The 21437-nt window shown below is 66.4% G+C and carries 16 protein-coding genes, 1 tRNA gene and 1 pseudogene; 8 read left to right on the forward strand and 10 right to left on the reverse strand.

Going from position 1 to position 21437, the window contains the following annotated elements; genetic code table 11:
- Positions 1–32: 32 nt before the first annotated feature.
- Positions 33–108 (forward strand) — tRNA-Thr (locus tag IFT67_RS14520).
- Between the two features lie 118 nt (positions 109–226).
- Here the strand turns inward: IFT67_RS14520 and IFT67_RS14525 are convergent.
- Positions 227–1147: a LysR family transcriptional regulator gene (locus IFT67_RS14525; protein WP_244647402.1), complete on the reverse strand. Its 921-nt coding sequence runs from the start codon at positions 1145–1147 to the stop codon at positions 227–229.
- A 169-nt stretch (positions 1148–1316) separates the two neighbouring features.
- Here IFT67_RS14525 and IFT67_RS14530 point away from each other — a divergent pair, with 169 nt between their 5' ends.
- From IFT67_RS14530 to IFT67_RS14555, 6 genes are all read left to right on the forward strand, one after another.
- A complete protein-coding gene (locus tag IFT67_RS14530) occupies positions 1317–2051 on the forward strand; it encodes an SDR family NAD(P)-dependent oxidoreductase (protein WP_192238923.1) in 735 nt (244 codons plus the stop codon).
- Positions 2052–2114: 63 nt separating this feature from the next.
- Positions 2115–2882 (forward strand): SDR family oxidoreductase, encoded by a 768-nt coding sequence (locus tag IFT67_RS14535; protein ID WP_192238924.1) that lies wholly within the window; start codon positions 2115–2117, stop codon positions 2880–2882.
- 26 nt (positions 2883–2908) lie between these two features.
- On the forward strand, positions 2909–3508 hold the full coding sequence (locus IFT67_RS14540) for an NADPH-dependent F420 reductase (protein WP_192238925.1): 600 nt from the start codon (positions 2909–2911) through the stop codon (positions 3506–3508).
- A gap of 30 nt (positions 3509–3538) precedes the next feature.
- Positions 3539–3952, forward strand: coding sequence for a nuclear transport factor 2 family protein (locus tag IFT67_RS14545; RefSeq protein WP_192238926.1), 414 nt, complete (start codon positions 3539–3541; stop codon positions 3950–3952).
- Positions 3953–4133: 181 nt separating this feature from the next.
- Positions 4134–5384 carry an MFS transporter gene (locus IFT67_RS14550; protein ID WP_192238927.1) on the forward strand — a complete coding sequence of 417 codons (1251 nt, stop codon included), beginning with the start codon at positions 4134–4136 and terminating at the stop codon, positions 5382–5384.
- A 175-nt stretch (positions 5385–5559) separates the two neighbouring features.
- Complete coding sequence (locus tag IFT67_RS14555) at positions 5560–6810, forward strand: arsenic transporter (RefSeq protein WP_192238928.1); 1251 nt, start codon at positions 5560–5562, stop codon at positions 6808–6810.
- Positions 6811–6823: 13 nt separating this feature from the next.
- Here the strand turns inward: IFT67_RS14555 and IFT67_RS14560 are convergent, their stop codons facing one another.
- The 9 genes and pseudogenes from IFT67_RS14560 to IFT67_RS14600 form a co-directional block, all read right to left on the reverse strand.
- On the reverse strand, positions 6824–8863 hold the full coding sequence (locus IFT67_RS14560; RefSeq protein ID WP_244647403.1) for an MGH1-like glycoside hydrolase domain-containing protein: 2040 nt from the start codon (positions 8861–8863) through the stop codon (positions 6824–6826).
- Positions 8864–8918: 55 nt separating this feature from the next.
- The gene (locus IFT67_RS14565; protein WP_192238929.1) at positions 8919–11798 is read right to left on the reverse strand and encodes a TonB-dependent receptor; all 2880 of its coding nucleotides are present in this window, start codon (positions 11796–11798) and stop codon (positions 8919–8921) included.
- Between the two features lie 137 nt (positions 11799–11935).
- Entirely contained in the window at positions 11936–13168 is a 1233-nt protein-coding gene (locus IFT67_RS14570) for a glycoside hydrolase family 27 protein (protein ID WP_192239150.1), read from the reverse strand.
- A gap of 116 nt (positions 13169–13284) precedes the next feature.
- Positions 13285–14325, reverse strand: a pseudogene (locus IFT67_RS14575) (glycoside hydrolase family 43 protein); the annotation flags it as partial.
- On the reverse strand, positions 14322–15356 hold the full coding sequence (locus IFT67_RS14580; RefSeq protein WP_192238931.1) for an arabinan endo-1,5-alpha-L-arabinosidase: 1035 nt from the start codon (positions 15354–15356) through the stop codon (positions 14322–14324). The pseudogene IFT67_RS14575 and the gene IFT67_RS14580, both read right to left, overlap by 4 nt.
- Before the next feature lie 51 nt (positions 15357–15407).
- Positions 15408–16982 (reverse strand): alpha-N-arabinofuranosidase, encoded by a 1575-nt coding sequence (locus tag IFT67_RS14585; protein ID WP_192239151.1) that lies wholly within the window; start codon positions 16980–16982, stop codon positions 15408–15410.
- 7 nt (positions 16983–16989) lie between these two features.
- A complete protein-coding gene (locus IFT67_RS14590; RefSeq protein WP_192238932.1) occupies positions 16990–17916 on the reverse strand; it encodes a Gfo/Idh/MocA family protein in 927 nt (308 codons plus the stop codon).
- A gap of 2 nt (positions 17917–17918) precedes the next feature.
- Complete coding sequence (gene araD1, locus IFT67_RS14595) at positions 17919–18911, reverse strand: AraD1 family protein (protein WP_192238933.1); 993 nt, start codon at positions 18909–18911, stop codon at positions 17919–17921.
- 56 nt (positions 18912–18967) lie between these two features.
- Entirely contained in the window at positions 18968–20518 is a 1551-nt protein-coding gene (locus tag IFT67_RS14600) for an aldehyde dehydrogenase (NADP(+)) (protein ID WP_192238934.1), read from the reverse strand.
- A gap of 108 nt (positions 20519–20626) precedes the next feature.
- Here IFT67_RS14600 and IFT67_RS14605 point away from each other — a divergent pair, with 108 nt between their 5' ends.
- Positions 20627–21412: a FadR/GntR family transcriptional regulator gene (locus IFT67_RS14605; RefSeq protein WP_192238935.1), complete on the forward strand. Its 786-nt coding sequence runs from the start codon at positions 20627–20629 to the stop codon at positions 21410–21412.
- The last annotated feature ends 25 nt before the right edge of the window (positions 21413–21437 follow it).

Here is a 21437-nt window from a genome sequence, read left to right on the forward strand (position 1 = left end):
AGCATGGGGCGATTACGCCTGACGCGCACCGGGCCGGTTTAGCTCAGTTGGTAGAGCGCCAGTTTTGTAAACTGGATGTCGCGGGTTCGATTCCTGCAACCGGCACCACGACCCATCGCTTGTCGAATCAGTCCGCAGATCGGTGTTCGAAACGTGCCTTGCGGTCAGTATGCTATCGAGCAGCCTCAAAGCGGGTCGGCAAGTGCTGCGCGCGACCTTCCGCGTTTCAGGACAGCCCGGCGAGAAGCGGGGCGTAGGCGGCAAGCCTGCGGGAGACGTGGTCCGTGAACAGCCGAACGCGCTTCGTCTTGCGCGTGTCCCCCTGCGTCAGGACCCAGAGCGTTCCGTACAGGTGCAGGTCGGTGCCCGGCACTCTTTCCAGCAGCGGGTCCGCATCGCCGACGAAGCATGGCAGCGTCGTGATGCCGAGCCCTTGCCGGACGGCGGCGATCTCCGCGCCTGCGTCGGTGACCCTGAAGGGAACCGCGGTGGTACAGACATCGCCTTCGCTGGCCCAATCCGGAATGCCGTGCGTGCTGATGACGATCCAGCGGAGGGGATCGGACGCGCCCGCGCGCCATGCAGCCAGCCGATCACGGGCGATGTAGACGCCGCCGAACAGCTCCGGTCCCTTCAATCCGTGCAGATTGAGCGGCAGGGTCTTGCGGTCGTAGACGACGCGGATCGCGACGTCGGCCTCCCGATTGGTCAAATTCGCGAGGTCGCCGGAGGACTGGATTTCCATTTCGATGTCCGGATGCCGGCGCGCGAATTCGGCGAAATCCGGCAGCAGAAGGTGCGTCGCGAGGATCGGGGTCAGCGTCACTCGCAAGAGCCCGCGCACGCTCTGGTCGCGTCCGAAGACCCTCGTCTCCAGTTGGTGCGACGAGGATTCCATTTGCAGCGCGAATTCGAGAACCTCCTCGCCCGCCGTCGTCAGGCGGTAGCCCGAGGGCAGCTTTTCGAACATCTGCGCGCCGAGCCGCTGTTCGAGCTGCGCGATACGTCGCAGCACGGTCGCGTGGTTCACCGCGAGACCCTTGGCGGCAGCACGCACCGACCCCTCGCGCGCGGCGGCCAGAAAGTAGCGAACGTCGTCCCAGTCGATCATGGTGCATTCCCGCGCCGCAAGCTGCACGCCCATCATAGCACGCACGTTCGAGATAGGCGCACGACCCATACCATGGATCATTTCCGCACCACCGATGTGCGGAATTCCACAATCCCTGCCTGACTTTGCCGAGCCCATGTTGAGGCTCGCGGGGGGAACCTCCCCGGACGGCCGGACACCCGGTCGGCGAACAAGGATGCACGACATGACCAGATTAGACGGAAAGACCGCCGTGATCACCGGCGGCGCGACCGGTATCGGCCTCGCCTCGGCAAAGCGGTTCATCGAGGAAGGCGCCTTCGTCTTCATCTATGGGCGGCGACAGGATGCGCTCGATGCCGCGGTGGCGGAGCTCGGGTCGCATGCCCGCGCGGTGAAGGGCTCGGTCTCCGACGAGTCCGACCTCGACCGGCTCTACGCCGCGGTGAAGGCCGAGCGCGGAACGCTCGACATCGTCTTTGCCAATGCAGGCGCCGGAAGTCCGCTCCCACTCGGCCAGATCACCGCCGAACACATCGACGAGACCTTCGACACCAACGTGAAGGGGACGATCTTCACCGTCCAGAAGGCGTTGCCGCTGATGCGCGAGGGCGGTTCGATCATCCTGACCGGATCGAGCGCGGGTACCACGGGCGCCCCGGGGTTCACCGCCTACAGCGCCAGCAAGGCGGCCGTGCGCAACCTCGCGCGGAGCTGGGCGGAGGACCTCAAGGGTACCGGCATTCGCGTGAACGTCCTGTCCCCCGGCGCGACGGCGACCGAACTCGCCAAGGCCGCGCTCGGTGAGGAGGGCCAGAAGGCCTACGGCGCGATGACCCCGCTGCTGCGCATGGCCGACCCGGCCGAAATCGCGGCGGCCGCGGCCTTTCTCGCATCGTCGGACAGCAGCTTCATGACCGCCAGCGAACTCGCCGTCGACGGTGGCCTCGCGCAGCTCTGACGCATCCCACCCGCCGATCGTTGGCGTGATCGGCACCTGCACCCAAGCACGAAGGAACATCCTGTGGACCATCCTCTCAAGGGAAAGACCGCTCTCGTTACCGGGGCATCGCGTGGCATCGGCCGCGCGATCGCCGAACGTCTCGCTCGCGACGGTGCGACGGTCGCGCTGACCTACAACGCCAGCAAATCCGGCGCGGACGAAGCGGTCGCGGCCATCGAAAACGCCGGAGGCACTGCGTTCGCGATTCCTGCGGACCTGGTGGACCCGGCAACCGTGCCAGTCCTGTTCGACACGCTCGACCACGAGTTCACTATGCGGAACGGCAGCAGAACACTCGACATCCTGGTCAACAATGCGGGCAATGCCGGCTGGATCGGCTTCAAGGACGCGACGCACGCAAGCTGGGACACGCTGATGGCGGTCTACCTGCGCGCGCCGTTCTTCATCGTCCAGGCTGCGATGGATCGCCTCGCCGATGGCGGGCGGATCATCAACATCTCGTCCGCCGCCGCGACGAAGCCGGTAACGACGGCGCCGATCTACTCGATGGCCAAGGCGGCGATCAACACGCTGACGCATGCGCTCGCGTCCGAACTGGGGCCGCGCGGGATCACCGCGAACGCGGTCGCGCCAGGCTTCACGCGAACCGACGCGAACGCGGCCTTCCGGGAGAATCCGGCACTCGTGAAGGCGGTCGAGGCCGACATCGCGCTCGGACGCTTTGGCGAGCCTTCGGAAATCGCCGCCGTCGTGGCGTTCCTCGCGTCCGACGACGGCCACTGGGTGACCGGCCAGACGATCGAAGCAAGCGGCGGCTACAAGCTGTGAGCGCCCGAAACTCCAAGGAGATTATCATGACCTACGCCATCATCGGTTTCGGCGAGATCGGCCAGACCCTCGCCAAGACGTTCGCCCGCAAGGGGATCGCGGTATCCGTCGCGACGACGCGCGATCCGGAAAGCTTTGCAGCGACCGCGGTAGCGATCGGTCCCGGCATCACCCCCACGACGCTCGCCCAGGCGGTCGAGGCGGACGTCGTCTTCCTGGCCGTCCGTTTCCAATCGCACCCGGATGTCGCGAAGGCGTTGCCGGACTGGCAGGGCAAGATCATCGTCGATGTGACCAATGCGTACGGTGTGTCCTCGGAGGACATGGGCGGACGGCCATCGGCCAAGGTCGTCGCGGACGCGTTCGCCGGCGGCAGGGTGGTCAAGGGCTTCAACCATCTGGTCGCCGCCGTGCTCGATCAGGACCCGGCCGTACAGGGTGGCAGGCGCGTCGTGTTCCTGTCGAGCGACGACGACGATGCGGCGGCACAGGTCGGCGCGCTGGCGGAAGATCTCGGCTTCGCGCCGATCCAGCTCGGCGGGCTTTCGGAAGGGGGACTGCTCGTTCAGGCGCACGACAAGAGCTGGGGCCGCCTGATCTTCAAGGATCTGGTCAGGTTCGGCTGACGGGCGCTGGCTGAAATAGGAGAGAATGCCATGGGCACCGAAAAGAACGTCCAGACCGTGAAGGACTTCTTCGCCGCGATCGGACGCGGCGACAAGAAGGGCCTGCTGGCACTGGTCGCCGAGGATATCGCGTGGATCATCCCGGGCAGGGACTGGCCGCTGGCCGGCACCTACCGTGGACGTGCCGGATTGGCGGATCTGCTCGATACGGCAGCCAGGTCGATCGAGACGTCCACGGAACCGCGGGAGTTCATCGCGCAAGGCGACCGGGTCCTGGTCGTCGGCTTTGCGAAGGGGAGGATCAAGGCCACGAGCAAGACGTTCGAGGACGACTGGATTTTCGCCATCACGGTCCGGAACGGCAAACTGACCAGCATCCGGGAGTATGTCGATACGCAGGCGCTGGCGCAGGCGGCGAAGTCGGATTCGGTCGGGCTGCAATAATACCCCCGTGTTCGAGCACCGCCCGCGCCGGTACGAACTCGTTCCTTGTCCTGCTCTCCGCTGGGCTCACTCTCGCATCCAGTCGTTGTAAACCGAACCTGAACAAAGTCGTTCAGGCTGCTGCCGTCGGAGCGCTCTACCGACGGCGTAGAAACCTACGCGCGAACACTGGAGACACCCGATGGCATCTGCGGCAGCCCTGCCCGAGACGAAGGACCCGTCGCGGCGCAGCACGCCTACCGGCACGCTGGACGCGCTCAACTTCTTCCTGGCCGATGTCCGCGACGGATTGGGCCCCTATCTCGCCATCTATCTGCTGGTCGTTCGCGGTCCGTCGCATGGCTGGAACGAGGCGACCGTCGGGCTGGTGCTCACCATCGCCGGAATCGTCGGCCTGTTGTCGCAGACACCGGCGGGCGGGTTGATCGACCGGGCGAAGAACAAGCCTCGTATCGTCATCGGTGCCGCTTTGCTGGTGACGCTCAGCAGCCTGTCGCTGCCGATCGTTTCCGGCTTCACGATGGTGACGATCACCCAATCGATCGCGGCGGCGGCGGGCGCGATCTTTGCGCCGGCGATCTCGGCAATCACGTTGGGGTTGGTCGGGCCGAAGCTGTTCGCCAAACGGGTCGGTCGGAACGAAGCGTTCAACCACGCCGGCAATGCCACATCGGCAGCGCTAGCCGGCGTCCTTGCCTGGTCGTTCGGCCCCGTGGTCGTCTTCTGGCTGATGGCCGGACTGACCGTGGCGAGCGTCATTGTGGCGGCGAGGCTCAAGAACGACGACATCGACAACGCGGTCGCGCGTGGCCTCGACTGCGAGCCCGAGGAAGGCTGCGAGGAGCCGAGCGGCTGGAAGACGCTGATCGAAAACCGCCGGCTGATGATCTTCGCCGCGGCCGCGTTCACCTTCCATCTGGCGAATGCGGCGATGCTGACGTCGGTCAGCCAGCTGCTCGGTCGCACCGTCGGCACCGACAAGGCGACCTCGCTGACCGCGGCCTGCATCGTCGCCGCGCAGCTGGTGATGGTCCCCGTCGCGATCGTCGTCGGGCGCAACATCGAACGCTGGGGCACCAAGCCGATCTTCCTGGTCGCGTTCGGCTTCCTCGCCGCGCGCGGCGCGCTCTACACGGTGTCCAGCGATCCGTGGTGGCTGGTCGGCGTGCAGGCGCTGGACGGGATCGGCGCGGGGATCTTCGGCGCGCTGTTTCCGGTGATCGTCGCCGACCTGACCAAGGGTTCCGGCCGGTTCAACGTCAGCCAGGGCGTCGTGTCGAGCGTCTTCGGCCTGGGCGCCGCCTTGTCGGCAACGCTGGCCGGATCGATCATCGTCTGGGCCGGATACAGCGCCAGCTTCCTGACGCTTGCGGGGATCGCGGCGGCCGGGTTCGTGCTGTACCTCACCGCCATGCCGGAGACGCACAAGTGACCGGCCTGCCGTCTTTGAAATGGTCGCATGTCCGTTGTTCAACGGGGGGCCCGCGCGCATTGCGGAGGCCTTACCCAGCCGCTTGTTCCGCTCCGCATGGCCTACGAAGTGACGCCCGGCGCTCGCGGTCCCCAGTTTTGCGACGGTCCGGTCCCGACCATAACGGAAGGCGGCGATGATGCTCGCGACGGGCGCGACCTGGGGTATCTGCGCCGCCTCCACGGCGGCCGTCATCGCGCGGCCGTTCCGCTGGCCCGAAGCGATCTGGGCGGTCACGGGCGCGGCGGCGCTGCTGCTGTTCGGCCTGATGCCCTTCCCCGCCGCCGTCGGCGCGGCCGCAAAGGGAATGGACGTCTATCTGTTCCTGATCGGCATGATGCTGCTCAGCGAAGTCGCCCGCGCGGAAGGATTGTTCGACTGGATCGCCGCCACCGCCGCGATCCATGCCAGGGGATCGACCGCGCGACTGTTTGCGCTCGTCTACGTCACCGGCATCGTCACGACGACGTTCCTGTCGAACGATGCGACGGCGGTGGTCCTGACCCCGGCGGTCTACGCCGCGGCGAAGAAGGCGAAGGCCGATCCACTGCCGCTGCTGTTCGCCTGCGCGTTGATCGCCAACGCGGCGAGCTTCGTCCTGCCGATCTCCAATCCCGCGAACCTCGTGCTCTACGGTGGCAGGATGCCGCCTCTCGGCCAGTGGTTCGCCTCGTTCGCGCTGCCCTCGCTGGCATCGATCGTCGTCACCTTCCTCGTGCTGCGCTGGGTCGAACGCAAGCGGCTGGCGGGCAGTTGCTGCAGCGACGTCGAGCGCATGCCGCTGACCACAGGCGGCAAGGCTGCGTTCGTCGGGATCGTCGCCACTGCGATCGTGCTGCTGGTCGTCTCCGCGCTCGATATCGAACTTGGCTTGCCTACCGCGATCGCTGGCATCGTCACGACACTGGCGGTCTGCGCGATCGCGCGGTCGTCGCCGGTCGCGCTGCTGCGGGGTATCTCGTGGAGCGTGCTGCCGCTCGTCGCCGGGCTGTTCGTGCTCGTCGAGGCGCTGGACCTTACCGGCGTGATTGCCTGGGTGGCGCAAGCGATCCGCACCGCGTCGGCCGACCCGGTCCAGGCATCGGCGGTATCCGGAACGATCCTGGCGATCGGATCGAACCTGATGAACAATCTGCCCGCGGGCCTCGTCGCCAGCACCGCCGTCCTTCAGGCCCAACCGCCAAGGCTGGTCGTCGACGCGCTGCTGATCGGCGTCGACCTCGGCCCCAACCTGTCCATCACCGGTAGCCTCGCGACGATCCTCTGGTTGCAGGCGATCCGGCGCGAGGGCGAGGATATCGGGTTCTGGCGGTTCCTGAAGCTCGGTGCGGTGGCGATGCCGCTCGCGTTGATCGCGGCGCTCGGCACCAGGATCGCGCTCGGCTGATGTCAGGTCATACCTAGTACAGCTTCAACTCGACCAGCCGGGTGCGCTTGGCCAAAGGCTGCGCGAACGAGACGCGGATCTTTCGAACCGAGACCCGCGGCCACCGCGCGTGCGTGATGCCGTTCGCAATGGGATCGCCGCCCCTGGCTCGCAAAGCCGTCCAGCGCCGGCCATCCCAAGCCTCGAACCTCAGCGATTTCGGCACCGCAAACTCCTCGCGATCGTCAAAGAAGGCGAGTTCGGCCCGCGACACGTCGACGTCGGTACCAAAGTCGACCTGGTACCACTGCGCATCCGGCGACGGCGCGGAGGACCATCCATTGGCCAACTCGGGGAAGAACCATATTCGGCCGTCGATCCCGTCGTGCAAATTCTCCCGATCCGTACCGCTCGACGCGCTGGCCTTGGGAAACTGACCGCGCACAAGCTGGATCGCTCGGTCGATCGGACGTTCGATCGGCGGCGTCGCAAGCCGCGTGATCGGCACGACCATCCGCCCCAGGGTCGCGCGGTGGGCGACAGATTTGCGGTCTATTTCGATCGTGAGTCCGGGACGACCGCCATAATGCCGGCCATCGACGTCCCAGGTCACCGCGACGCTGTGGCCATGATAGGGCACGTCCTGCATCCGGAACCAGCGCAGCGCCTGCGGATCCTTGGCGTCCGGCAGCAGCGGATTGACCTCCAGCACGTCGTCCGCGCGCGGGCGAATCCCGACCAGACCGGTCAAGATCAGGTCCGCGTATCCGGAGTGGAAATAATGGTGGCTGCGCGCCAGCCCGACGATCGGCTTACCGGTTTCGGGGTGGTAATCCTCCTCGATATCAAGCTTGTCGCCCTGGTAATGCAGCGCCGCATATTGCCGGAGCAGCCGCATATAATCGCCGCGCGTGACCACCGACTGGCGATAATGATCGAGCAGGTTCGCCATGCCCGTCAGGACCTGCGTCGTCTGGAACGGCCAGATAGGGCCATTCCACTGGCACTCGGGCGCACCCCGCTCATAGCGATATTGTCGCATGTAATATGGATAGCTCGGCTCGACGGTACGCATGCCCGCCGCCCCACCAAGCCCGTCCCGGTCCAGCAGATGCGTCCACGCACCCGCGAGCCTGTCGTCGTCGTCCGCGAGATCGAACGTCCAGGGCAGGTATCCGACCAGTTCGCGCCCACGGATCGGCGCCCAGTATTTCACGAACGTGTTATCAACCTTGTAGCGATCGATGAAGTGGCCGAGCGCCGGGCTCCACAAGTCTCGTTGCACCCGCACCTTGATCGCCTGTGCGCGCGCCGAAAAGTCTTTCGCACCCTCATGGTCGCCGACCATCGTCGACAGTCGGGCGATCGCACGGGCGTTGGCGTACATGTACGCGTTGATCGACGGCCGAAACGAATCCCCGCCGCGGAAGCCGTCCTTGCCACCCGACGCGTCGATCGAGGAGATCGTGTATTCGGTCGCATCGAGCAGAGGCTCGACCCAGTACAGCCCCTTGCTGGAGTCGAAGTGATCGTTCCATGCGTCGTACAGCCGCCGCATTGCCGCGAGATGCCGGGTCGCTGCGGCATGGTCCCCGTCGACGAGGAACCGGGCATAGACCGAGTCCGCCATGTAATCGGTAAAGTGCCGGTCGTTGCCGCGCCGGTACATGAAATCGATGTAGTCGTCGGCGAAGCGCCGGTCGCGCAGCCAGCGCCCCTCCGCCAGGTGAAAGCCGGTAGCGTCGTTCAGGCTGGCATAGGGTTCGAGCTGCCAGCTGACATCGTCGAGGAACTCGGTCGAGATATACCCGTCCGCGCCGAGATCGCGCTGATGCGCGCGGTACAGCGACCAGCGATAATAATAGACCGCATCGAGCTTCGGATCGGCGGATTCGAAGAACGGAATCCGGTTCTCGTACCAGGGCGCGTCGTTGCCGAACCGCGCGCGGGCGATGCGGTGGGTGTCGAGGGCGGAGGATGGCGCCGCGGCGGGGGATGTCGCCCCCGATGGCGCAACGATCCCCAGCACTAGAGCGAAGCGGAAGATCGGTCCGACGATCGCGCGACCGATCATATCCGCTTCTCCTTGAGAGGGACGGCAACGGTTTTACCGCCGCCGCCCGCCACGATCATTTGAACGTATAGCGCGCACCCACGGCGAACGTACGGCTGAGCAACGTCGTCCCCAGGTTGAAGCGTTCGGGGCCGCCGACATCCTCGAACTTGTAATAGGTCTGCTGCTTCGCCTTGAGGAGGTTCACCGCGTCGAAGGTGAAACCGAGACGATCGGTCGCGTTCAAGGTCAGCTGGAGATCGAGGCTCTTCTCCGGATTGCGCCACACGCCGATCGGATTGGCGAACAGCCGCGCTTCGTTGTTGGCGAGGAACGCCTTGCGCCAGATGTACGACAGACGCGCCCCGACCGGCCCGCGGTCATAGGCCAGCGTCGCATTGTACGACAGGTCGGACACCCCGAAGAACGGCGACGACGCCTGCCCCGTGATGTTGCCGGCCGCATCCGTCAGCGGGATGTTCTGCTTCGAATCGAGGACGGTCAGGCTGCCCTGGAAGCCCAGCCCCTTCAGCACGCTAGGCAGGTAATCCGGGAAGTAGGTCAGCCCGAGTTCGACGCCCTTGAGCACGCCGTTCGACGCGTTGACCGGCCGCGTGATCGCGAACGAGTTCGTGGCGCCGGCGACGATCCCGTTGTTCAGGATGGTCTCGCGGACCGTCAGCGGCACGACCAGCCCGTCGACCTCGCGACGGAAGCCCGTCACGAAGATCGCGCTGTTGCGATCGAAATACCATTCGACCGCGACGTCGTAATTCTTCGAATGCGTCGGCTTCAGCGTCGCGGTGCCTGCGGTCCCGCTACCATAGCCGACATTGGTCAGATCGCCGACCAGGTTGAAGTTCGGGTTGATGTCCGTGAACGTCGGTCGGCGCAGCGTCTGGCCGTAGTTGAACCGTACGCGCAGCTTGTCGGTCAGCTCGTACCGCGCGGTGAAGCTCGGCAGCCAGCGCTGCGACCCGGTCGACACGAAGGTCTGCGCGCCGTTGTTGTAGCGATCGAAGAAATTGTAATCGGTGTCGACGGTGATGTGCCGCACGCCGGCCTGCAGCTTCAGCGGCCGCCCGAAGATCGAGACCTCGCCATCGGCCTGGATGTACGCGGCGAGCGTGGTCTCATCGATGTCGAACACGCGTTGCAGCGAGAGCTGGTCGGACGTCTTCAACCCGTAGAGACCGCGCACCGTGTCGGCGTTATCGTGCAGCCAATAGCCGCTCGGCAGCACCCAGCTCGAGGGCGAATCGCTCTTGCCGTCGAAGAAATCCGAGTTGGTGAATAGCGCTTCCGACGGTAGCGTCGACAAGCTGCGCCCCCCGAGCCCGGCCGCGTCCTGCGTCCGCACCGACGTCGACGCCTTGCGATTGTCGTAGCGGAAACCGGCCTTGATCTGGCGAAGGAAGCCCTCGTCCCAGCCATAATAGCCGTCCAGCGTACCGGTGAGGGCGCTGCCCTTGTCGCGGTTCGCGTTGTCGTAGAACTGCGCGATGTTCCACTGTGCCGGGTCGGTCAGCAATGCGTCGTTGTCGAAATGGTACGACGGAATGCCGCCGCCCGCATTGAAGTCGACATTGATCTGGTTGGCCGTGCGCTCGGTCCGCATCGCGGTGAACGAACTCGTCACCTTGCTCGTCTGATAGGCGACGTCGCCGATGATCTTGCCGTGAGAGCCGACGTCCCATTTGCCGTTCAGCGCATAGACGAAGCTGTCGGTCTTCGACTGGTTATAGTCGCCGCTGTTGAAGCCGTAGACGCTGTTGGCGGCGCGGGTCTTGACGATGTTGGTACCGTCATACAGCCCGACCGGCTGCGGGTTGGCCCAGAAGTCGACGAAGCTGAACTGGAGGCTGTTGAACGTCTCGCCGCGGAAGCCCGCGTAGAAGACCTCGGCGGTGTAGACCGAGCTGCTGTTGGGCGCCCATTGCAGCGCGATGTTGGCCGAGGGCCGTTCACGCTTGCCGTACAAATCCGAACTGAAGATCGCGTCGCGCGAGAGGTAATACGGCGTCTGCACGCCGTTGATGTTGAGCGTCGAGCCCGGCGCGGTCGCAAGCCCGCGGTCGAGGCCGGGCGTCCAGTTCTCGTTGTTCGCACCCGGAAAGATACGCTCGAGTGGCGCGAGGCCGGACCCGGCCGGCGGGGTTTCCGTCGCAAACGGCACCAGCGCGCCCGCAGTGATCGTCTGATCGCGGTATTTGGTGCGCGTGTAGCTGCCGTTGACGAGGATGCCGATGTCGCCGATTCCGGTCTGCCAGCGATTGCTGACCAGCAAGGCGGCGTTCGGATTATAGGTGTCGGCCTGCTCGTTGTAGATGCCGCGGGCGAGCCCGGAAATCGCGAACCCGTCGAAATCGAACGGACGACGCGTGGCGACGTCGATCTGGCCGGCGAGACCCGTCTCGATCTGCTCCGCGGCGCGCGTCTTATAGACGTCGACCTGCTTGACGAGATTCGCCGAGATATCCTGCAACGCAAACGCCTGCCCCGCCGCGGTGAAGATGTTGCGGCCATTGAGCGTGGTCAGCGCATCGGGGAGCCCGCGAATCGAGATCGCCGCCGCCTCGCCGCCGGTGCGGTTGGTCACCTGGACGCCGGTGACGCGCTGGAGCGCCTCGACGACGTTGTTGTCGGGCAGCTTGCCGACGTCCTCGGAGACGATCGAGTCGACGATCTGCGTGGACGCCTTGCGGACGTTCAGCGCGCCAACGATCGAGGCGCGGACGCCGGTCACGACGATGTCCTCGTCGGTCTGGTCCGTTGCCGGAATATCTTGGGTGGCAGCGCCGGTGGCCGTCGCCGCATCGGTTCGCGCAGGCGTCCCGGTCGCGGGGACGTCGGACCGATCCTGCGGCGTCGTCGGCACAGCCTGGGCATGGACGGGCGTGCTCAGCATGAGCGCCAGAATCGATGCGGAACTCAGAATAATCGGCTTCGCTGCCATGCAACCTCTCCCTAACGCGTCCAATCGGCCTTGTTCTCGGCTCGTTATTACTCGGACATTCGCTATGGGATGGTTGGGGGTGACGCAAGTGCTATTTTGCATGGGAGAATCGGACCGGACGGCGAACTCGCCGATCGTCAGCCCACCGGATGCAGCCGAAACAGCGCCGCTCCATGAGACGGAATGGCCCGCGTCAGCGTCCTGGATACGGCGGTGAGATCGCGTCGGGCCCAGAGATCGCGCACGCCAACTTGCCCATCCAGGCCTAGCACATCGAGATCGACGCGTACCGGCCGGGCGATCTTGTCTGTGTTAAAAAGCGCGAGATAGCGGTCCTGCGAGCCCGGCACGCGCGCCGACCAGACTCGTATACCGTCTTCGACGAAGTGCGGCTGGTTGGCGTAGCTCGCCTGGTTGACCGCGATGACTTCGGGATTGGTCAGCAGGTCGAGCGTCGGGCGGTCGAGATGGCGGAGGTCGCCGCCCATGATCAGCGGCGATCGCGCGATCGACCACAGCGTCATCAGCGTGCGCTGTTCGTCGGGCGTGAACTTGGTGTCGCGCGCGCCGAGCGCGAGGCGCCCGAGCGGGAGCATGTCCGCATCGGGCCAGCCGCCGGGTACGCGGTGCGCGTTCCAGTTCTCCAGCCGGGTGAACTGCGCTTCGAGCAGCGGCCATTCGTCCCAGAAATCGTCGCTGATCCGCCACATCTGCGCAAAGCGGCGGACGTGATCGGCGCGGGATACCGGCGTTTCGCCGGGCGATAGGCTCAGGATGATCGGCCGGCCGGTCGCGACGATTGCGGCATGTGCGGCCTCGATCTCGGGGGCGTGCGCGTCGTACGGGCGACTCATGTCGTCCATCTTGACCAGGTCGACGCCCCAGGATGCGTAGAGCGCGAACACGCTGTCGTAATAGGCCTGCGCGCCGGGCTTTCGCATGTCGACGCCGTACATGTCCGGGTTCCACAGACAGATGCTGGTCGTATCGGCGATGTCGCGCGCGCGGTATTTCGTGCCGAACACGGGCAGGTTTCGCTCCACCGCCAGCCGCGGAATGCCGCGCATCAGGTGGATGCCGAACCGAAGGCCGAGCGCGTGGACGCGGTCGGCGAGCGGGCGGAAGCCCTTGCCGCCGACGCTCGACGGGAACCGGTTCGGCGCAGGGAGCAGTCGGCCGTACCCGTCCATCGCCGGTGTCGGCTTGGTCGCGTAGGTGTAGCTGGTCGCCCCCGGCTCGTACCACTGGATATCGACGGTGAAGATATCATAGCCCGACGGCAGCAGCTTCTCCGCCATGATCGTCGCGGTCTCGATCGCCTGCGCCTCGGTGATCGTCGTCGCGAAACTGTTCCAGCTGTTCCAGCCCATCGGCGGGGTCGGGGCCAGCGGCTTCGAGTTCGCGCTCCTGCCAGCGCCTATCGCGGCCGCGGGTACCGCTGCGGCCCCCGCGGCAAGGAACGTCCGCCGATCGAGGCCGCTCACCGCACTGGGCCGTTGGCAACCGGTTCGCCGAAATCGGGGGTACCGTCGGGCTTGTACTTGAAGGTCTGGACGCGGGTATGGCGGTTGGGATCGAACAGCGGGTCGCCCTTGATCGCCTCGTAGTCGCGCGCGTGATAGACCAGGATGTCGCGGCCGCGCTCGTCGACGGTGAAGCTGTTGTGGCCGGGCCCGAAGACCTTGTGCGCGGGCGAGGACTTGAACACCGGCTGCGGCGATTTCGTCCAGGCCGCCGGGTCCATGATGTCGGCATCGTCATGCGCGGTCAGCATGCCCATGCAGTATCGCGCGTCGGTCGCGCTCGCCGAATAGGTCATGAACAGCTTGCCGTTGCGCGCCAGCAGCGCAGGCGCCTCGGCGACCTTGAACCCGCGAATCTCCCAATCGAGCGTCGGTACCGCCAGCCGCGCGGGCTTCGCCGCCAGCGTCAGCGGGGTGGCGAGCGGTGCGAGATAGAGGTTGCTGTTGGTCTCGATCCCCGGCTCGCGCTGGGCCCAGGCAAGATAGCGCGTGCCGCGGTGGACGAAACTGGTGGAGTCGAGCGTGAAGCTGTCCCACGGCGTCGTCAATTGCCCCAGCACGGTCCAGGTGCCGGTCATCGCGTCGGGCCCGTCGCAGACCACCGCAAAGGTGCGGATACGAAACACATCCTCGCCGCCGCCGCTGGGGCCTGCCGCGAAATACATGATCCAACGGCCGTCGATCAGGTGCAGTTCGGGTGCCCAGAGAAAGCCGGACATCGGCCCGGTCTTCTCGTGTCGCCACAACACTCGCTCATTGGCGGTCGACAGCCCTGCCAGCGTGCGCGAGCGGCGCAGCACAAGCCGGTCGTATTCGGGAACCGAGCCGGTCATGTAATAATAGCCGTCGGTGTGCAGGAAGACCTGTGCATCGGCGCGCTGGCGGACCAGTGGGTTGACCGGCACCGGCACCGGCGCCTTGGCCGCGACCCGTGCGAGCGCACCGCTAGCGGTCGCAGCACCGGCACCGGCCAGGAACAGCCGTCGTGTGAAATCCATCGTCATGGTCGGTTCTCCGCAACTGGCCAGCCATCCGCACCCCAGGCGATCGATGCGATGCGCAACGTCGGGGTGCCTTTGGTCTGGGAATCATAGGCGTGGTAGACGACGTAATCCTTGCCGTCGGTGTCGTGCATCACGCCGGGGTGGCCGGGGCCGCGATAGCGCTGCTTTTCCTGAAGGTCGGCGCGCAGGAAGATCGTCCCCCCGCCCTGCATCATCGCGCTGCCGTCCTTGCCTAGATACGGCCCGGTGATCGCCTTCGATCGGCCGACGACGGTGTAGTAGGTGCTGTTCACGCCCTTGCAGCAATAGTCGTAGCTCGCGAGCAGCCAGTAATAGCCGCCATGGCCGATGATGAACGGCGCCTCGACCGGGGCAGGTCCGCCGGCGGGTGCGGGGCGGCGCGCGATCGCGTGAGGTCTCTCCGCGGGATCGAGCAGCTTGCCGGTCTTGGGGTTCAGCGCGAACAGCTTGATACCGGTCCAGAAGCTGCCGAGCGACAGCCACTCGCGGCCCTGCGCATCGACGACATGGTTGGGATCGATCGCGTTGAAATCATCCTTGGGCGTCGACATCACCACCAGCCCCTCGTCGCGCCAGCCATAGCCGGGCGCCTTGGGGTCAAGCGTCGGGCTGGTCGCCAGGCCGATCGCCGAGCGGTTCGAGCCGAAGGTGGAGACGGAATAATAGAGCCGGTACCGCCGGTCTGCGCTGCGCGAAATGTCGGGCGCCCACATCCCCTTGGTGCCCGGCACCGCCTTGGTCGCCCAGTCGGGCAGGCGCGACAGCGGCGGCGTGCCCGCGGTCCAGTGGACCAGATCGGGCGAGGTGCGCGCACTCAGCATCTGGCCGTCGAGCCCGGTGCCGTAGACGTAATAGGTGTCGCCCGCGCGGATCATCACCGGGTCGTGGACCGGGGCGATGTCGCCGGTCAGGCGGGCGTTCAATGCAGGCGGCGCATCGGCGGTTTGCGCCAGCACGCTACTCGCGAGCGTCAACGCGATCAGTCCGGTCGCCCATTTCGGTGCGGCCATCGTCTCTCTCCCGGTAGGTGCGCCCGCCGGTTGCTCCGGCGGGCGTCACGATCACTTCAGTTCGAGCATCACCACCGACATCGGCGGCAACGTCACCGACAGGGTGCCACCGCTCAGGCTAGCGCCATTGAATGCCTTCGGTGCGACTGCGTTGGGCGCCTCGAAGGTGTTGAGCGCAGTCATCGTCGGTGCGGTGAGCACCTGCCCGGTGACGCTTTGCGCGGTCACGCCGGGCAGCGCGGCCGAGACGCTCGTGGGCTTGTTCGGATCGAGGTTCGAGAGCGCAATCCGCACCACGCCGTCCTTGCCGCGGACCGCCGATGCGCTGACCGACGGCATCGTCCACTGGTCCTTATTGTACCAGGGCGACTTGATGTCGATCGGCAGGACGGTGCCGTCCATGTACGGCTTGTACATCGCGAACACGTGATAGGTCGGCGTCAGCACCATCTTGCTGCCGTCGGTCAGGATCATCGCCTGCAGCACGTTCACCATCTGCGCGATCGCGGTCATCTTCACGCGGTCGGCGTGCTTGGCGAAGATGTTGAGGTTGATCGCGGTGACCAGCGCATCACGCAGCGTGTTCTGCTGGCGCAGGAAACCGGGGTTGGTGCCCGGATCGCCGGCGTACCACGTGCCCCACTCGTCGACCGCGAGCCACATCGTCTTCTTCGGATCGACCTTGTCCATGATCGCCGAATGCTTGGTGATCAGCTCGTCCATCTTGAGCGTCTCGGACAGCGTCTCGGCCCAGCCGCGCTCGTCGAACACGGTCGCGGACGCACGCGGCGGCCAGCCACCGGGGACGGTGTAGTAATGCAGCGACAGCGCATCGACCTTGCCGACCAGCTCGCGCGCCATCGTCTCGGTCCAGTGATAATCGTCGACGTTGGCGCCGCTCGCGATCTTCATCACGCGCGTATCCTTGGGCGCCTTGATGAAGGTGGCATAACGCCGCGTGACGTCGGCGGCATATTCCGCGCGCATGTTACCGCCACAGCCCCACAGCTCGTTGCCGACGCCGAAATACGGCACCGCCCACGGCGCCTTGTGGCCGTTCTTCGCGCGTTCGTCCGCCAGCGTGCCGGCGGGCGAGGTCATGTATTCGACCCACTCCGCCATTTCCTGCGGCGTACCGTTGCCGACGTTGCCGGCGATATACGGCTCGGCGCCGAGCTGTCCGACGAGATCCATGAACTCGTGCGTGCCGACCGTGTTGGGCTCGGTCACGCCGCCCCAATGCGTGTTGATCTTGACCGGGCGCTTGGCCTTCGGCCCGATCCCCTCGCGCCAGTGATATTCGTCGGCGAAGCAGCCGCCGGGCCAGCGCACGACCGGCACGCCGATCCCGCGCAGCGCGGTGACGACATCGGTGCGGAAGCCACGGACGTTGGGAATCTTCGACTTTTCGCCGACCCACAGCCCGCCATAGATGCCGGTGCCGAGGTGTTCCGCGAACTGCGTGAAGATGCGGCGATCATAGGTCGGGCCGGGCGTGTCGGCGTGGACCGTAACGGTTGCCCCGGTCGAACTGGGCGCGGGGGCGGGTGCGTCGGTCTGCGCGGTGCCGATGCCGGCGGTCGAGAGCAGGAGCGCAGCGGCGAGGCCCTTCAGCGTGCGGGTCATTTTTGCCTCAATCATCGAAAGCCTCCACGGAATTGCGGGTGCCGCGCAGGAACGCGTCGGCGACGAGGGTGAACGGGGTCGTGTCGACTTCGCTTCGGCCACCGCGGATCAGCGAGGCGAAGCGCGTGTAGAGGCCGGGATATTCCTCGTCGTCGTTATGCACGGTGCCGCTCGGCAGGGTGAGCACCGCGCCACCCTTGGCGAGGCTGAGCGTGCCGGCGTCGGTCTCGACGGTGATGTCCCAGCTCTGCGGGCCGGTCTGGCGCCAGTCGAGATCCATCGTGATCGGCGTGCCCGTAGCGCTGCGAAAGGTCAGGTCGGCGGCGATCGGCGCGGCGCGGTTGGCGGGCGTCGACAGCGTCGCGGCCGTGAGGAAGAACGGCTGCGGCAGGATCTCGGTCGCGATCGACAGCGCGTTGATGCCGGGATCGAAGACGCCGAGCCCACCCGGCTCCCAGATCCACGCCTGTCCCGGATGCCAGACGCGAACGTCCTCGCGCCAGACGATCGACACGCGCTCGATCTTACGCTCGGCGAGCCAGGCTTTGGCCGGCGCGACGCCTGCCGCGAACCGCGAATGCCAGCCGGCGAACAGCGTCGTTCCCGTCTCGGCAGCCTGCGTTTCGAGCGCATCGACCTCGGCCAGCGTCGCGCCGGGCGGCTTTTCGAGGAAGACGTGCACGCGCTTGGCGAGCGCCATCGAGGCAAGCTCGTAGCGCACCTGTGGCGGGGTGCAGAGCGCGATCGCGTCGATCGCCGGACCGTCGGCGAGCAGCGCTTCCAGCGACCTGAAGTTGGCGATACCCTCGACGCCCGGATCACGCGGGCTGACGCTCGCGACGAAGTCAAAGTCGGCGTTTCCGGCGATCGAGGGCAGATGCTGGTCGCGGGCGATCTTGCCCATGCCCACGACCGCGATTCTGATAGCGGCCATGCTCAGAGCGCCTTCACGACGACCGGCTGCGGTGCGGCCTTGGTCAGCGTGTTGCGCAGGGGCAGTGTGAACGGCGCGGCCTCGATCTCGAACACATCGCCTTCGCGCGTCGTCACGCCGTCGGCGAACGACAGCGTCGCGGTGCCGAAGAAATGGACGTGCACGTCGCCCGGACGGCGGAACAGATCATATTTGAAATGATGCGCCTCGAGGTTGGCGATGCTGTGCGACATGTTCGCCTCGCCCGACAGGAACGGCTTTTCCCACAGCAGCGCGCCGTCGCGGTGGATGCGGCTCGCACCCTCGATATGCTGAGGCGGCGTGCCGACCAGCAGTTCGGGCCCGAGCGATGCCTGGCGCAGCTTCGAATGCGCGAGCCAGAGATAGTTGTGGCGCTCGGTGACGTGATCGCTGAATTCGTTGGCGAGGCACAGGCCGAGGCGGAACGGCGTGCCGTCCGGACCGATCAGGTAGATCCCGGCAAGCTCGGGCTCCTCGCCGCCATCTTCGGCGAAGTCGGGCATCGCGAATGCCGCACCCGGCGCAACCAGCCCCGAGCCATCGCCCTTGTAGAACCATTCGGGCTGCTGCCCGCGTGTCCCCGCTGTCGGCTTGCCGCCCTCGACGCCTTCGAGGAACATCCGCATCGAATCGGTCTGCTTCTCGGCGTCCGCGGCGGCGCGGTGCATCTTATCGCGGCCCTCGGCCGAACCGAGATGAGTCAGGCCGGTGCCGGTCATGATCAAATGGGCCGGATCGACATGATCGATCGGCGAAGTCAGGCGACCCGCGGCGAGTTCGGCAGCGATGTCGACGCTAGCGCCCGTTCCACAGGCCGCAACCGCGCCGGCGAGATCGCTACCGGCGGCAATCGCACGCTCGGCCAGCGCGCGAACGCTGTCGACGCCGGTAACGAACGCCGCCCCCTCGCTAGTAGCCGCGATCACGGATCGCGTGCCATCGACGCCAACATGCTGCAACAGACGCAAAGTCATCAATTTCTCTCCTAGTCGGGACGCCGCTGTTACGGTTCGCCCCCGATATTTTCAGGTCAGTTGGCGGGAACGCCGTCGATCAGCCGCGGCGCGGTCGTGCCGTCACGCAGCACCCCCGGCAGCAGTTCGGGCAGCAGATTCTGGTACGACACCGGCCGCAGGAACCGATCGATCGCAAGGCTGCCGACCGAAGTCGTGCGGCCATCCGAGGTCGCCGGGAACGGACCGCCATGCACCATCGCATGCGCGACCTCGACACCGGTCGGCCAGCCGTTCGCGAGGATCCGCCCGGCCTTGCGCTCGAGCAGCGGGATCAGCCGCGACGCCATGTCGGCATCAGCGTTGTCCATCTGGATCGTCGCGGTAAGCTGCCCCTCGGCGGCGCGCAGTACGGCGTGGAGTTCGTCCTCGCTCGTGCAGCGCACCAGCAGCGACGATGCCCCGAACACTTCATGCCCCAGCGCCCTGTCGCTCAGGAACTGTGCGGCGGTCGTCTCGAAGAACGCCGCCTGGCCCTGCGCCACGCCTTCGCCGACCTTGCCACGTGCGATCTCGTTCACCGCGTCGTGGCTGGCGAGTGCGGCGATGCCCTGCTCGTAGGCGGCATGGATGCCGCTGGTGAGCATCGTCGCGGCAGGAGCCTCGGGCAATGCCGTTGCGGCAGCGGACACGAATGCGTCGAGCCCCTCGCCTTCGAGCGCGAGCACGAGGCCGGGGTTGGTGCAGAACTGCCCCGCGCCCATCGTCAGCGACCCGACGAACGCCGTGCCGAGCGCGGCGCCGCGCGCCTTCAGGGCTTCGGGCAGCAGCACCACCGGGTTGATGCTCGACATCTCGGCATAGACCGGGATCGGAACTTCACGGGCCTGTGCCAGCTTGACGAGCGCCAAGCCGCCAGCGCGCGATCCGGTGAAGCCTACCGCGGCGATACGCGGGTCCTGCACCAGCGCGCTGCCGAGGTCGTTGCCGGGGCCGATCAGATGCGAGAACACGCCCTTCGGCAAGCCGCACGCCGCAACCGCAGCGTCGATCGCGCCGGCGACCAGCGCGCCGGTGGCTGGATGCGCAGGGTGCCCCTTGACGACGACCGGGCAACCGGCCGCAAGCGCCGACGCGGTGTCGCCCCCGGCGGTCGAGAAGGCGAGCGGGAAATTGCTCGCGCCGAACACGGCCACCGGGCCGAGCGGGATCATTCGCAGCCGAAGATCGGGGCGCGGCAAGGGCACGCGATCGGGCAGTGCCGGATCGATCCGAAGCCCCATCCAGCCGCCACGACGAACGACGCTGGCGAACAGCTTCAACTGGCCGACGGTGCGGCCGCGCTCGCCTTCCAGTCGTGCGCGCGGCAGGCCGCTTTCGCGCATCGCGGTAACGATCAGGTCGTCACCAAGCGCGACGATTTCCTCGCCGATCCGTTCGAGAAAGTCGGCGCGTGCGTCGTTGCCGGTCGCGCGATAGGCGTCGAATGCCGCCTCGGCGGCGGCGCATGCTGCCTCGACGTCGGCCGGGCCATGCACCGCGATCGGATTACCCACTGCAGCACCGGTGGCGGCATCGATGGATCGAAACGCAGAACGCTCGGTCTGGCTCGTGCTTGTGTCTGACATAGTATCCACTCCCTATACTCCGACATATAAGCGGCGCTAGGTTTTGGCAATCTTTGTCGTTCCTTGATCGTGCAGGGGCTGTTACGCCGTGTCCAGGGAGCAAGCGTTATGACGGACGTCGATCATATTGGGGATCGTATCGAGGATCCCGTAGAGGCCGGCACTGGAGACGAAACGCCGGTCGTTCGCGTTCCGCGCGGCACGGGTCGACGTCTTCACGGTGCGGTCGCGCACAAGCTCGGCACCGCGATATTGTCGGGGGAGTATGCACCCGGCGACACCTTGTCGGGCGAGGTCGAGTTCTCGAAAACGCTCGACGTATCGCGCAGCGCGTACCGCGAGGCCGTCCAGGTCCTGACCGCCAAGGGTCTGGTCGAAAGCCGTCCGAAGATCGGCACGCGCGTCCTGCCCCGCAGCCGGTGGAACCTGCTCGACCCCGACGTGCTCGCCTGGGCGTTTGCCGGCGAGCCCGACATCGCCTTCGTGCGCGGGTTGTTCGAACTGCGCGCGATCGTCGAGCCGGCAGCGGCGGCGTTGGCCGCCGAACGGCGCGAACGGACCGACCTGAAGATCATGAAGGAAGCCTTGGCGGCGATGCGGCGCCATACGCTGGCCACCGAGGCCGGTCGCGCCGCAGATCGCGAGTTCCACGACGCCGTGCTGACCGCGACACGCAACGATGCGCTGATCGTGCTGAGCGCGAGCATCGGCGCGGCCGTCAACTGGACCACGCAGTTCAAACAGCGCGCCCGCGCCCTGCCCCGCAATCCGATCCCCGATCACGTGCTGGTCTACGACGCGATCGCCGCCGGCGATGCCAACGGTGCCAGCGCAGCGATGCGGACGCTGGTCGATCTGGCGCTGGAGGATACGAAACTGGCGATGGCGCGCTGATCGCCCGCCACCGCCGCTTCGTCGT

The organism is Sphingomonas sp. CFBP 13728, from assembly GCF_014841895.1.
GTDB lineage: Bacteria > Pseudomonadota > Alphaproteobacteria > Sphingomonadales > Sphingomonadaceae > Sphingomonas.